The sequence below is a fragment of the Ruegeria lacuscaerulensis genome, assembly GCF_013031245.1.
Lineage (GTDB): Bacteria > Pseudomonadota > Alphaproteobacteria > Rhodobacterales > Rhodobacteraceae > Ruegeria > Ruegeria lacuscaerulensis_C.
In genome coordinates this window covers 17,555-30,259 of the sequence record NZ_WPZL01000006.1, presented here as the reverse complement: position 1 = coordinate 30,259, position 12,705 = coordinate 17,555, and the positions used below count along the sequence as shown (strand labels likewise).

Here is a 12,705-nt window from a genome sequence, read left to right as displayed (position 1 = left end):
CGCCGGTTCGGGACAGAAAAGACAGCGGGGCAAAAAACTGACCCGATCACAGGCAGTTGCAACGCCGATGGTCAAAGGGTCGCAACTGGAAGCTCTCAGCCAGATACATCTTGGCGCGCGACCGCTTTGCGGTCAGATTGGCGGGCGGCCCCGCCCGAGAGTGACTGCGCAAGATGACATCACATATTCAAACCGACCCAAGGTCAAACCTGATCGGCAGCGCCTGGATGATCGCCGCCATGGCCTTGTTCGCGCTTGAGGATGCCCTGCTGAAAAGCGCGGCTGCAACCCTGCCGATCTGGCAGGTTCTGGTGTTGTTTGGCGCAGGCGGGGCGGCGATCTTTGCGGCAGTGGCCCTATTGCGTGAGACACAGTTGTTTCAACCAGACGTGCTGTCGCGCCCAATGCAGGTCCGGGTGGTGTTCGAAATCCTCGGGCGGCTGTTCTATGTGCTGGCCATCGCACTGACGCCCTTGTCTTCGGCCACGGTGATCCTGCAGGCCACACCACTTGTCGTGGTTGCTGGCGCGGCCCTGTTCTTTGGCGAGACCGTCGGCTGGCGGCGGTGGAGTGCCATTCTGGTCGGCCTGATCGGCGTCGTGGTCATCATTCAACCGACCGGAGACAGTTTCTCGGTCCTGTCCATCCTGGCCGTGCTGGGAATGCTGGGCTTTGCCGGTCGAGATCTGGCCAGCCGCGCGGCTCCTGCGACGCTAGGCACCGAAGTGCTGGGCTTCTATGGCTTTCTCTGCATCGTGGTCGCTGGGCTGGCTTACCGGTTTTGGGAAGGGGTGCCCCTTGCGCCACTGACTTCGCTTACCAGCCTGCACATGGCCGGAGCTATCCTCATGGGCACCATCGCCTATGCCTCATTGATGAAAGCAATGCGGACGGGCGAGGTTTCTGCCGTCACTCCGTTCCGGTATTCGCGCCTGCTGTTCGGTATCGGGCTGGGTGTGGTTCTGTTTGGCGAGAGGCTTGACCAGACAATGTGGATCGGCAGCGCGTTGATCGTCGCCTCGGGTCTTTATATCCTGTGGCGCGGGCGGCGGGCCTAGCCCTTGTCGTGGAAGAAGTCATAAACCTTCTGCGCCAGCCCGGCGGAAATTCCATCGACCGCTTTCAGATCAGCCAGATTGGCCCGGCTGACCGCCTTGGCGCTGCCGAAATGCGTCAGCAAAGCGCGTTTGCGCGCGGCCCCAACTCCGGGGATTTCGTCCAGTGGCGTTGCGCCAACCGCCTTGGCCCGTTTCGCGCGGTGGGTGCCGATGGCAAAGCGGTGCGCCTCGTCCCGTAGACGCTGGATAAAATACAGAACCGGATCGTTGCGTTTCAGGGCAAAGGGGCGCTGGCCGATACGGTGGAATTCTTCCTTACCGTGGTCGCGGTCGACGCCCTTGGCGACGCCGACCATCGGGATATCCTCGACCCCATGCACCTGCATGATCTCATGTACTGCACTGACCTGCCCCGCGCCGCCGTCAATCAGTAACAGGTCGGGCCATAGCCCCTTTTCCCGGTCCGGATCTTCCTTTTGCAGGCGAGTAAAGCGTCGGGTCAGCACCTCTTTCATCATGCCGAAATCATCACCGGGGGTAAGGTCATCGCCACGGATGTTGAATTTTCGATAGGCGTTCTTCATGAAGCCTTCGGGGCCAGCCACGATCATGCCACCCACCGCATTGGTGCCCTGAATATGAGAGTTGTCGTAGACCTCGATCCGGCCCGGCGGGCCGTCGAGATCAAATGCATCCGCCACACCGCGCAGCAGCTTGGCCTGCGTGGCACTTTCCGACATGCGCCGCGCCAGTGATTCACGCGCGTTGCGTAGGGCTCCGGCGATCAATTCCTGCTTTTCTCCGCGCTGAGGCACCAGGATTTCCACCTTGCGGCCCGCCTTTTCAGTCAGCGCGTCCTGCATCAAATCGGCGTTTTCGATAGCATCCGACAGGATCAGCTGACGGGGCGGTTCCTTGTTGTCGTAGAACTGGCCGAGGAACGCCTCCATCACTTCGGCGGCCGACACGTCCGGGCCTACACGCGGGTAGAAATCCTTATTGCCCCAGTTCTGATTGGCACGGATGAAGAACACCTGAACACAGGCCTGCCCACTGTCCATATACAGACCGATCACGTCCGCCTCGGCGACGCCGCGCGGGTTGATGCCTTGCGAGGTCTGCACCTGCGTCAGCGCCCGGATTCGGTCACGCAGGCCGGCAGCGCGTTCGAATTCCATCGCCTCGGACGCGGCCATCATCTGTTCGGCCAGCTCTTCCTGTACCTTGGTCGAACGGCCCGAAAGGAACCGCTCCGCATCCCGGACGCTTTCGCGATAGTCGGCCTCGGAGATCAATCCGACGCACGGCCCCGAACAACGCTTGATCTGGTACAGCAGACAAGGCCGCGTCCGGCTGTCGAACATGGAATCCGAACAGTTGCGCAACAGGAAGGCCTTTTGGAGCTGGTTCAGCGTCCGGTTCACCGCGCCTGCACTGGCAAACGGACCAAAGTAAGCCCCCTTCTCTTTCTTGGCTCCGCGGTGTTTTTTGATCTGAGGGAATGCGTGATCCTTGGCGACCAGAATATTGGGAAAACTCTTATCGTCGCGCAGAAGCACGTTGTATTTCGGCTTGAGCTGCTTGATCAGGTTCTGCTCGAGCAGCAGAGCCTCAGTCTCGGTCCGTGTGGTCAGAAACATCATCGAGGCCGTTGCGGCGATCATCCGCTCGATCCGACCCGAGTGACCCGGACGCGCATAGTTCGATACCCGCGCTTTCAGGTTCCGCGCCTTGCCGACATACAGAACCCGGCTGTCGCTATCCAGCATCCGATACACACCGGGCGAGCTGTCCAGCGTCTTCACATAGCGCTGAATACAGGCATATCCCGCGGGCTGTGTGTCCGAAGTCGATTCGTTGTGGGCGGTCATGGGCCAGAGATATGATTCTCTGACCTTGGCTGCAATCTTGTGCGCCTCAGATCAAGAGAAAACAAATCCACGGTTTCTGTGGATAACTGTGCAGATAAGTTTCTGAACATGGCGAAATCCCCTTAATTCATTAAGGATTCTATGATTTGCACAAAAATTAGGCAGTACATTAGTGCGTTGATTTTAAACAATATTTTTTCATACACAAGACAAGTATATGAAAAAAAAGACAATTTTGTAACGCGCAGGTAACGGAATTGAGAGCGGTGCAAAACTTGCACCGGTTTTACCTATTCTACGCCCTGAACGTCAGGTGTCTGCCAGCCCAGATGCTGCCCCCCGTCCACGCATAAAAGCTGTCCTGTGACGGCATGTGCGTCCAGAAAATAACCCAAAGCGGCAGTGATATCCGAAGGGTTCGCCCCGCGCTCCAACACGGTATTCGCGCGTTGAGCCTTAAAGTGCGCCTCACTTTGTCGGTGGCCTTGAATTGTCGGTCCGGGGCCGATTGCATTGACGCGGATCGCAGGTGTCAACGCCTGTGCTGTGGTGCGTGTCAGCGCCCACAAGCCCATTTTGGCGATGGTGTAAGACATGAACTCGGGCGTCAGCTTGCGTACCCGCATATCGACCATATTGACGATCAAGCCGGTGGCCACTGGTTCGCCTGCCTCGTCGGTCTCCGGCTCCAACCCCTGCACAGCCATGGCCTGTGTCAGCACGAATGGCGCGCGCAGATTGCTGTCCAGATGACGATCCCAGCTTTGCCGGGTGGCCGTGTGGATGTTGTCATATTCAAAAACCGAGGCATTGTTCACCAGGCAGGTTATCGGGCCGCCCAGTGCTTCGGCTGCGCGGGGCAGCAAGCTTTCCACTTCAGCCTCATCCAGAAGATCGGCCTGCAACGCGACCGCGTTGGGCCCCAGATCCTGAACCTTGGCCACGGTGTCCAGTGCCGGTTGCCGCGACGTGGCATAGTGAACCGCAACGTCATAGCCGCGACCCGCCAGATAAAGAGCCATAGCCCGGCCAAGGCGAATTCCGGCACCGGTCACTAATGCTCGGGTCATCAAACCTCTCCCTCAGTCAATTCACGCCAGCAATGAGATGACGTAGACTGCATACAGAAGTGTCAACAGCAAGCCCCAGCCGCGTGTGATATCCCTTTTGAAGAACACAAACGGGATCAGCAGCAGAGACGCGCCCAGCATGACCCACAGGTCGAAGTGCAGAAACTCCGGATCAACGGGAATGCTGCCAAACAGCGTTGCAATACCGACAATGGCCAGCAAGTTGAACATGTTCGACCCGATCACGTTGCCCAGCGCCACATCCGCCTGCCGGCGCAGTGCCGCCATCACGGTCGTTGCCAGTTCCGGCAGAGACGTCCCAACCGCGATCAGGGTCAAGCCAATCACCGTTTCGCTGACGCCATAAGTGCGCGCGATGATCGTTGCGTTATCGACCAGAAGGTGCGCGCCCATCGGCAGGCCAATCAGCCCGAGAACCAGATAGATCGAGACTTTCCAGTAGGGCATGTCCGGATCGGCCTCTTCCAGGCCGTCCAGTTCGTCGTCATCCACGCAGGCCGCACCACAGGCTTTGCGATGAGCACGGGCCTCGCGGAAAGCGTTCCACAGGACAAGGCTCAGCGCGGCCAGCAAAATGGCACCGCTGAACAGGTTGAAAACACCGCAGAAAGCCAACCCGATAAACAGAACCGAGGCCAGCAGCATGAAGATGTAGTTCTTTCGGCTGTTGCATTCGCTGGTGTGCAGTGTCGCCAGCAAAGCCGGCAAGCCCAGAACCAGCAGGATATTCGCGGTGTTCGACCCGACCACGTTTCCCAGGGCAATACCCGGCGCGTTTTCCTTGATCGCGCTGATCGCGATCAGCAGCTCGGGCGCAGAGGTACCAAAGGCCACAATCGTCAAACTGACGATCAGTGCAGGTACACCCAGACGCAGACTCAGGTTCACCGCGCCGCGCACCAACGCATCGCCTGCCAGCAACAAGATCAGCAATCCAAGGCCGGATAACAGCCATGCCGTCATGTGCGGCCTCCTTTTTCGCAGGCACAGGGACCTTTACCGATCCTGAAGCGCCCGCAGCGTGGACATCTTGATGACTGCAACCGTTTCTGCCCCGGAAAGCGCAGCTTGCCGAACATCGCCAGGACCCCCATGGCGATCAGAAACAGGGTAACGATCTTGATAATCACGTCACAAACCGAAACGCGCATAGGCTGCGCGCTCCTCGAACCCGGCTATCGCGTCCTGCGCCAGCGACGTACCAAACCGCGACCAGAGGGGTTTTCGCAGGCCATAACGGCGGAATTTGACCTTTTCGCCGAAACGCTCCTGCATTTTCGGTTTCAGATGCGCAATGCCGTCGATCAGGCCCAGCTCCTGAGCACGCCTGGCCAGCCAGATCTCACCGGTGAACAAATCCTGGCTTTCGTCCAGCTTTGATCCGCGCCGGGTTTTGACATGAGTGATGAAATTCTCGTGGATATCGGCCAGCAGGCGTTCCAGCCGCTCGACATCCTCTTTCTTTTCCGGCGCGAACGGGTCCAGCATGGATTTAGATTGCCCCGCCGTGTGCACGCGCCGTTCGATCCCCTGCCGTTTCAGCAGGACGTGGGCGCCGAAACCCGATGAGATCACGCCAATCGACCCAAGAACCGAGCTGTCATCGGCAAAAATCTCGTCCGCTGCCGCAGCCAGCCAATAGCCGCCCGAAGCCGCCACATCCTCGACAAATGCAATAACCGGGACATTGTGTTCTTCCGATAACCGCCGGATGCGGGCCCCGATCAGGGAACTTTGCACAGGCGATCCGCCGGGCGAGTTGATTTCGAGCGCGATGGCGGCCGGTTTGCCCTTGCGAAAGGCTTTCTCCAGCACGGGGGCAAGGGCAATGTCGGACATCGACGCACGCCCCGCCATTCCGATGGCACCGGACAGGCGCACAACGGCCACACAAGGTTGCTTGCTAAGAAACGGCAGGCTGAGTTTCATGGGTGCCGATGTAGAGTGCAGCCAACCAGTAAACAAGGGACCGCTTGACCCTTAGTTGCGACGTGAACACATTTCCTGAGGGCGATGGGCAAAAATGCAACGCCCGCCAGACACCTAGCTTCGGATGCGCCAACCGGTTTTGAAGATCCAACCGATGATACCCAGGCACAGGCCTGTAAAAGCCAGAATGGCCAGCAGGCTAAAGACAATCGGTACGTCCGCCAGCCCGTAAAACGACCACCGGAAACCCGAGATCAGATAGACCACCGGGTTGAACAGCGTGATGGTCTGCCAGACTGGCGGCAACATCGAAATGGAATAAAACGTGCCGCCCAGAAAGATCAGCGGCGTCACCACCAGCTGCGGTATCAGCGACATCTGTTCGAAATTGCTGGCCCAGATGCCGATAATGAACCCCAGCAAGGAAAAACTGAGACAGGTCAAAACCAGAAAGGCCATCATCGCTAGAGGGTGTTCGATCCGTAATTCCACAAAGAAACTGGCCGTGATCAGGATCACAATACCCACGAACAAAGCCTTTGTGGCCGCAGCGCCCACATAGCCGATCACAATTTCGATAAAGTTCACCGGAGCGGACAGCAATTCGTAAATCGTGCCCAGAAACTTGGGGAAATAGATGCCGAAAGACGCGTTCGAGATCGCCAGCATCACCACCGACAACATGATCAGGCCCGGCACGATGAACGCCCCGTAGGAAACACCTTCGATCTCTTGGATTCGGCTGCCGATGGCTGTGCCGAACACCACGAAATACAGGGACGTGGACAAGACCGGCGAAAGGAAACTCTGCGCAAGGGTGCGAAAAAACCGGGCCATTTCGAACCGGTATATGGCGGCGATGGCGGACCAGTTCATGCTGGCTCTCCGGACACGAGATTGACAAAAATTTCCTCAAGGCTCGACTGCCGGGTCTGGACGTCGCGCAACACAAGCCCCGCCTGCGCAACATCGTTCAGCAACGTAGTGATCCCGGTGCGCTCGGCATGAGTGTCGTAGGTGTAAACCAGCGCATCCCCGTTTCCGTTCAAAGACAGGTTATGCTCAGAAAGGCATGGGGGGATGGCCGAGATCGGCTCGGTCAGCATAACCTCAATCTGCTTTTTACCCATCTGCGCCATCAGGATATCTTTGTCCTGAACTAGCAGCAGCTCGCCCTTGTCGATAACACCGACGCGGTCAGCGATGGCTTCGGCCTCTTCAATGTAATGGGTGGTCAGGATGATGGTGACACCGGCCTGTTTCAGCTCGGCGACGATCTCCCACATGTCCTTGCGCAATTCGACATCAACACCAGCGGTTGGTTCGTCCAGAAACAGCACCCGCGGCTCATGCGCCAGCGCCTTGGCGATCAACACCCGGCGCTTCATGCCGCCGGACAGTTCCTTGATTGCGTTCTTGCGTTTGTCCCACAGGGACAGCTTGCGCAGAATCTCTTCGATCCTGGCGTTGTCGCGGCCCAATCCGAACAGCCCGCGCGACAGGCGAACCGTGTTCCAGACCTTTTCAAACGGTTCCAGCGCAATTTCCTGCGGCACCAGACCGATCATCCGGCGCGCGGCGCGGAAATCGGTCTGAATATCGTGGCCACCGACCGTCACCTTGCCCGAAGTTGGTGTTGTGATGCCGCAAACCGTCGAAATCAGCGTCGTCTTTCCTGCACCGTTCGGCCCCAGCAGCGCCAGGATTTCCCCTTGCTCGATTTCCAGCGACACGCCTTTTAGCGCCTCGAACCCATCGGCATAAGATTTGCGCAGATCCTTGATAGAGAGAATGGTCGTCATGCAATTTCCCTGTTCTGCCGGCGACCCTACCCCGCACAACCGGCGCAGAACAGGTCATTTCCGCACATTCCCCTGCGCTTTTTTGTGGAGAGAAACCAGAGGACGTCTGACCTTGGTGACGCGTACTTCCTCTCGTTCGCTGTTCTCATCAGGTCGCCAGGAACCGCATCAGTTTCTTGCCAGCGGCCTAAATCCGCTCTTGCAATTCATCGGCCACCCCGAAAACCTGCACCAAAAAGCGGAGGGGCAAAATGCTGAACGGCATACGGGTTATCGAAGTCGAAGGATTGGGGCCCGGTCCCTTCGCGGCCATGTTGTTGGCGGATTTGGGGGCGGATGTCATCACCATCCATCGCAAAGGTCAGGCTGCAGTGCCCGGCATGCCGGAACAGTCCGTTCTGGATCGTGGCAAGCGGTCGATTGACCTGAACCTGAAAAATGCTGCCGATCTGGGCATCGCCAGACGACTGGTCGCCTCGGCCGATGCACTGATCGAAGGGTTCCGCCCCGGCGTGATGGAGAAACTGGGCCTTGGCCCCGACATCTGTCACGACCTGAATCCGAAACTGGTCTACGGCCGCATGACCGGCTGGGGGCAGGACAGCCCGCTGTCCGATACCGCCGGGCATGACCTGAATTACATCGCCTTGTCCGGGGCGCTTTGGTACGCATCCACCCCGGATCAGGCTCCACAAACCCCGGCTACGCTGGTGGGCGATATCGGCGGCGGTGCCATGTATCTGGTCGCGGGCATTCTTGCCGGTCTTCTCAACGCGCAAAAATCCGGCAGGGGTATTGTCGTGGATGCGGCCATTTATGACGGCTCGGCCCACATGATGAACCTGCTCATGAGCATGCGCCAAACCGGCAACCTGTCGGATATGCGTGGCCAAAGCCTGCTGGATGGCCCTCATTGGAGCCGCACCTACACCTGCGCCGATGGGGGGTTCGTGACGGTGCAATGCCTCGAGCCCAAATTCTACGCACGGTTTCTGCAGAAACTGGGGTTGTCAGACGATCCCGAATTCCAAAAGCAATACGACCGTGCCGTCTGGCCCGCCCTCACACAACGCCTGACGGATATCTTTGCCAGCAAGTCCCGCGACCACTGGGCGGACCTGTTCCAAGGATCCGACGGCTGCGTTGCGCCCGTACTGAGCCCCTCAGAGGCGCATAAACACGCGATGAACACGGCGCGTCAGACCTGGGTCAACCTTGATGGTACGCTTCAGGCCGCCGCCGCGCCGCGCTTCTCAAACCAGATCTGGCAGCCCAAACCAAGCCCGCACCGCGGTGAGCACACGCAGGACATTTTGAATGAGCTTGATGCGCAATCCCAAACCTAGCGGTTGCGCACCGTGTCGATCATCAGCTGAACGTTTTCGGGGTCCGCATCCGGAGTGATCCCGTGACCGAGATTGAAAATATGCGGCCCTTTGGAGAACGCGTCCACAATCCGGCGCGTCTCGTCCACCAGAGCCTGTCCACCCGTCACCATATGCGACGAAGCCAGATTGCCCTGAACGCAACCGTCCGCCTGCACATGCTCGGCCGCCCATTCCGGTGAAACCGAATTGTCCAGCGCCACGCAATCCACGCCGGTGGCTTTGGCAAAACCGATATAGCCATCCCCTGCTTCGCGCGGGAAGCCAATCACGGGGATGCCAGGATGGCGCTCCTTGATCGCCTGCGTGATCACACGGCACGGCTCGAGCGCGTATTTCCGGAACGCCTCGCCTTTCAGCGACCCGGCCCAGCTGTCGAAGATCTTGACCACTTCGGCGCCGGCCTCGATCTGGGCCGAGAGGTATTCGATCGTCGCCAGCGTGATCCGATCCAGCAGAGACTCAAACAGAGCCACATTCCCTTCGCGCAGTGCATGGGCTGGTCCTTGATCCGGTGTGCCGCGTCCGGCGATCATATAGGTGGCAACTGTCCACGGTGCGCCTGCGAACCCGATCAGCGTGGTCTCGGACGGCAATTCCCGAGACAGGATGCGCACTGTTTCATAGACCGGCGACAGGGTCTCGTGGATGTCCTCGACCGGCTTCAGCGCGTCGAATTCGGATTGCTGCGTGATGGTCGACAGGCGCGGGCCTTCGCCGGTGACGAACCACAAATCCGCGCCAAGCGCCTGTGGCACCAGCAGGATATCGGCGAACAGGATCGCCGCGTCGAACCCATAGCGACGGATCGGTTGCAAGGTCACTTCGGCGGCGAGTTCCGGGTTATAGCACAAGGACAGAAAATCACCTGCCTGCGCCCGCGTTGCCCGGTATTCCGGCAGATACCGCCCGGCCTGACGCATCATCCAGATCGGCGGCACATCCTGTACCTCACCCGCCAGCGCCCGCAGCAGTTTCTTTGTCTCGGCCATATTTGCCCCCAATCGTCTGGTTTGTCGCAACGGGTCTGCCTTCGGCGGCAATTTGTCAAGCCATGCCCCCATTGTCAGGGCAATGTGACGCGACTAAAGCTGTGCGCATGACACTGACCCTGCCCACACCCGCCTCACCGCTGAAGATCGGCACCCGTGGTTCGCCTCTGGCGCTGGCGCAAGCCTATGAAACCCGCCAACGGCTGGGCGCCGCCTTTGATCTGCCCGAAGACGCGTTCGAGATCGTTGTGATCAAGACCACCGGCGACAACCGCGCCATGATCGACGCGGACCGCCCGCTGAAAGAGATCGGCAACAAGGGTCTGTTCACCAAGGAAATCGAAGAGGCGATGCTGCGTGGCGAAATCGATATCGCCGTGCATTCGACCAAGGACATGCCGGTGGAACAGCCCGAGGGTCTGGTGCTGGACACGTTCCTGCCGCGCGAGGACGTGCGCGATGCTTTCATCTCACCCAGCCTGAAATCAATCCACGATCTGCCGCAGGGAGCGGTGGTGGGGACGTCATCGCTGCGCCGCAGGGCGCAGTTGCTGAACCGCCGTCCGGACCTGAAAGTTGTCGAGTTCCGCGGCAATGTGCAGACACGCCTGAAGAAACTGGCCGATGGCGTGGCGGATTGCACCTTCCTGGCCATGGCGGGCATCCGACGCCTGAACATGCAGGATGTACCGGCAACTGCGATTCCCGTGGAAGACGTATTGCCCGCCATCGCACAGGGCACCATCGGCATCGAACGCCGCAGCAGTGATTCCCGTGCTGCGGGAATGCTCGAGGCGATCCACCATGCTGAAACAGGTCGGCGGCTGACTGCCGAGCGAGCGCTGCTGGCTGCGTTGGATGGCTCGTGCGAAACCCCTATTGCCGGGCTGGCCGAAATTCAGGCCGGGCAGCTGCGCCTGCGCGGTGAAGTGCTGCGCCCAGACGGATCCGAGTCGATCGCCGAGGACGTCACCGGCGCGATCGCCGACGGGGCTGAAATGGGCCGCGCAATGGCTGAAACGCTGTTGCAAAAAGCCGGCCCCGGTTTCTTCGATTGGAGAAATTGAAAAAATTTGTGTAATGTGAACTGCTTCACTGTCGAGCGGGCTCAGATCAGGCATTAAAGAGGCATACCGATTGAGACGTCGGGTTGGTCTCGAAAATGTCGAAGGTTTTTTTGTCTGTTCGTTCTTGTAAGTGGTATTCGAGGGGGCGAGACTTAACCAGGAACTCCAATCGGTAAGGGCCGCTGTCAGGGTTTGACAGCGGCCCGATTGTTTTTTCTTCTTCAGTTTAACTCAGGCCGCGCTGATCACACGAACAGCCTTTTCGACTGCGTCCCGGGTTTGATCGAGGTCCGAATCCGTGATCGCCAGAGACGGGTAGAGTTTGCCGGGGGCTTTGAAGATTCCTTCGGAGCGCAACGTACCGTTGTAAACCTCACCACGTTTCGGGTCATCGTGTCTGGCGCTTCGGTAGTCGCGGCAGGGTGCGTCCGTGAAATAGATGTCGAACAGTGTTTCGTCCCCACAGATCTGATGCGGAATACCGGCTTTGGACAGCGCTTCCGTCTGCATCTGCTGCAATGCCGCCCCCGTCGCACGGAGCTGATTGTAGACCCCGTCACGCCGCAAAACCTCCATGGTTTTCAAACCCGCAACCGAGGCCACAGGATTGCCCGACAACGTGCCCAATTGCATCAGCCAGCCTTCCTCGCCGACCTGCGCCTTGTCGAAGTGTTTCATGATCTCGGCACTTGCGCCTGTCGCAGCCAGAGGGAAGCCGCCGCCGATAATTTTACCCAGAGTGCAGATATCAGGCGTGACGCCGTATTTTTCCTGCGCGCCGCCATAGGCGAGGCGGAACCCGGTAACGATCTCATCAAAGATCAGCAGAACATTATGATTGTCGCACAGGTCGCGCAGGCCAAGCAGGTATCCGGGCCGGGGCGGAACGATACGCTGCAACGGTTCGACCATGATTGCCGCAATGTCATCATGTTCGGCCAGCAGGTTCTCGACCGCCTCCAGATCATTGAACGGCGCGATCAGCATCTGCTCGGCCACGCTTTCGGGGATACCGGCGCTGTCCGGCACCGCCTGCGGGAAATTGACCTGACGGCTGGGGGCAAGGCTCATCTGCGCCTCGGCGCTCATCCCGTGATAGCCGCCTTCGAATTTCAGGATCTTGTTGCGCCCGGTATAGGCGCGGGCCAGACGGATCGCGTACATATCGGCCTCGCCACCCGAGGCGACGAAGCGCACCTGCTCGCAACAGGGTACGGCGTCCACAATGGCCTCGGCCAGTTCTATGCCTTTGCTGTTATTTGCAAAAAACGTCATGCCCTTTGGCAGTTGCTCCAGCACAGCCTCCATCACCTCGGGATGGCCATGACCCAGCAACATGGGGCCGGACCCGATCAGGTAATCGACATATTCGTTGCCGTCTTCATCCCAGACCCTGCTTCCTTCGCCACGGGCAATGATGATGCCGGGATCGAAATTGCCAAACCCTCCGGCGGGCAGAACCTCGTTCGCGCGGGCGATCCATTCGGATTGAGTCTTGATTTTCAGCATC

Annotated in this window: 11 protein-coding genes; 3 read left to right on the top strand and 8 right to left on the bottom strand. The window is 59.0% G+C overall.

Annotated elements, in window-relative coordinates; genetic code table 11:
- Positions 1–173: 173 nt before the first annotated feature.
- Positions 174–1,058: a DMT family transporter gene (locus GOX66_RS09780; protein ID WP_170762081.1), complete on the top strand. Its 885-nt coding sequence runs from the start codon at positions 174–176 to the stop codon at positions 1,056–1,058.
- Here GOX66_RS09780 and uvrC read toward each other — a convergent pair.
- From uvrC to GOX66_RS09750, 6 genes are all read right to left on the bottom strand, one after another.
- Positions 1,055–2,929, bottom strand: coding sequence for an excinuclease ABC subunit UvrC (gene uvrC, locus GOX66_RS09775; RefSeq protein WP_170762079.1), 1,875 nt, complete (start codon positions 2,927–2,929; stop codon positions 1,055–1,057). The two genes, GOX66_RS09780 and uvrC, sit on opposite strands and share 4 nt — an antisense overlap.
- A 290-nt stretch (positions 2,930–3,219) precedes the next feature.
- Positions 3,220–3,999, bottom strand: a complete 780-nt coding sequence (locus GOX66_RS09770; RefSeq protein WP_170762077.1) for an SDR family oxidoreductase — start codon at positions 3,997–3,999, stop codon at positions 3,220–3,222.
- 21 nt (positions 4,000–4,020) lie between these two features.
- Complete coding sequence (locus tag GOX66_RS09765) at positions 4,021–4,983, bottom strand: calcium/sodium antiporter (protein ID WP_170762075.1); 963 nt, start codon at positions 4,981–4,983, stop codon at positions 4,021–4,023.
- 168 nt (positions 4,984–5,151) lie between these two features.
- The gene (locus tag GOX66_RS09760; protein WP_170762074.1) at positions 5,152–5,949 is read right to left on the bottom strand and encodes a S49 family peptidase; all 798 of its coding nucleotides are present in this window, start codon (positions 5,947–5,949) and stop codon (positions 5,152–5,154) included.
- A 114-nt stretch (positions 5,950–6,063) separates the two neighbouring features.
- Positions 6,064–6,825, bottom strand: a complete 762-nt coding sequence (locus GOX66_RS09755) for an ABC transporter permease (RefSeq protein WP_170762071.1) — start codon at positions 6,823–6,825, stop codon at positions 6,064–6,066.
- The gene (locus GOX66_RS09750) at positions 6,822–7,751 is read right to left on the bottom strand and encodes an ABC transporter ATP-binding protein (RefSeq protein WP_170762069.1); all 930 of its coding nucleotides are present in this window, start codon (positions 7,749–7,751) and stop codon (positions 6,822–6,824) included. Before GOX66_RS09750 ends, GOX66_RS09755 begins: the two co-directional genes overlap by 4 nt.
- 251 nt (positions 7,752–8,002) lie before the next feature.
- Between GOX66_RS09750 and GOX66_RS09745 the strand changes: the two genes are divergently transcribed.
- A complete protein-coding gene (locus GOX66_RS09745; protein ID WP_170762068.1) occupies positions 8,003–9,097 on the top strand; it encodes a CaiB/BaiF CoA transferase family protein in 1,095 nt (364 codons plus the stop codon).
- Here GOX66_RS09745 and hemE read toward each other — a convergent pair.
- Complete coding sequence (gene hemE / locus GOX66_RS09740; RefSeq protein WP_170762066.1) at positions 9,094–10,128, bottom strand: uroporphyrinogen decarboxylase; 1,035 nt, start codon at positions 10,126–10,128, stop codon at positions 9,094–9,096. The two genes, GOX66_RS09745 and hemE, sit on opposite strands and share 4 nt — an antisense overlap.
- A 107-nt stretch (positions 10,129–10,235) precedes the next feature.
- Here hemE and hemC point away from each other — a divergent pair, with 107 nt between their 5' ends.
- Positions 10,236–11,195 (top strand): hydroxymethylbilane synthase, encoded by a 960-nt coding sequence (gene hemC, locus GOX66_RS09735; protein WP_170762064.1) that lies wholly within the window; start codon positions 10,236–10,238, stop codon positions 11,193–11,195.
- Positions 11,196–11,426: 231 nt separating this feature from the next.
- Here the strand turns inward: hemC and GOX66_RS09730 are convergent, their stop codons facing one another.
- Complete coding sequence (locus GOX66_RS09730; protein ID WP_170762062.1) at positions 11,427–12,704, bottom strand: aspartate aminotransferase family protein; 1,278 nt, start codon at positions 12,702–12,704, stop codon at positions 11,427–11,429.
- Position 12,705: the final 1 nt, after the last annotated feature.

Coding starts and splice junctions, on each gene's coding strand:
- GOX66_RS09745 (WP_170762068.1), top strand. CDS start 8,003: ATGCTGAACGGCATACGGGTTATCGAAGTCGAAGGATTGGGGCCCGGT.
- uvrC (WP_170762079.1), bottom strand. CDS start 2,929: ATGACCGCCCACAACGAATCGACTTCGGACACACAGCCCGCGGGATAT.
- hemC (WP_170762064.1), top strand. CDS start 10,236: ATGACACTGACCCTGCCCACACCCGCCTCACCGCTGAAGATCGGCACC.
- GOX66_RS09780 (WP_170762081.1), top strand. CDS start 174: ATGACATCACATATTCAAACCGACCCAAGGTCAAACCTGATCGGCAGC.
- GOX66_RS09765 (WP_170762075.1), bottom strand. CDS start 4,983: ATGACGGCATGGCTGTTATCCGGCCTTGGATTGCTGATCTTGTTGCTG.
- hemE (WP_170762066.1), bottom strand. CDS start 10,128: ATGGCCGAGACAAAGAAACTGCTGCGGGCGCTGGCGGGTGAGGTACAG.
- GOX66_RS09730 (WP_170762062.1), bottom strand. CDS start 12,704: ATGCTGAAAATCAAGACTCAATCCGAATGGATCGCCCGCGCGAACGAG.
- GOX66_RS09770 (WP_170762077.1), bottom strand. CDS start 3,999: ATGACCCGAGCATTAGTGACCGGTGCCGGAATTCGCCTTGGCCGGGCT.
- GOX66_RS09760 (WP_170762074.1), bottom strand. CDS start 5,949: ATGAAACTCAGCCTGCCGTTTCTTAGCAAGCAACCTTGTGTGGCCGTT.
- GOX66_RS09750 (WP_170762069.1), bottom strand. CDS start 7,751: ATGACGACCATTCTCTCTATCAAGGATCTGCGCAAATCTTATGCCGAT.
- GOX66_RS09755 (WP_170762071.1), bottom strand. CDS start 6,825: ATGAACTGGTCCGCCATCGCCGCCATATACCGGTTCGAAATGGCCCGG.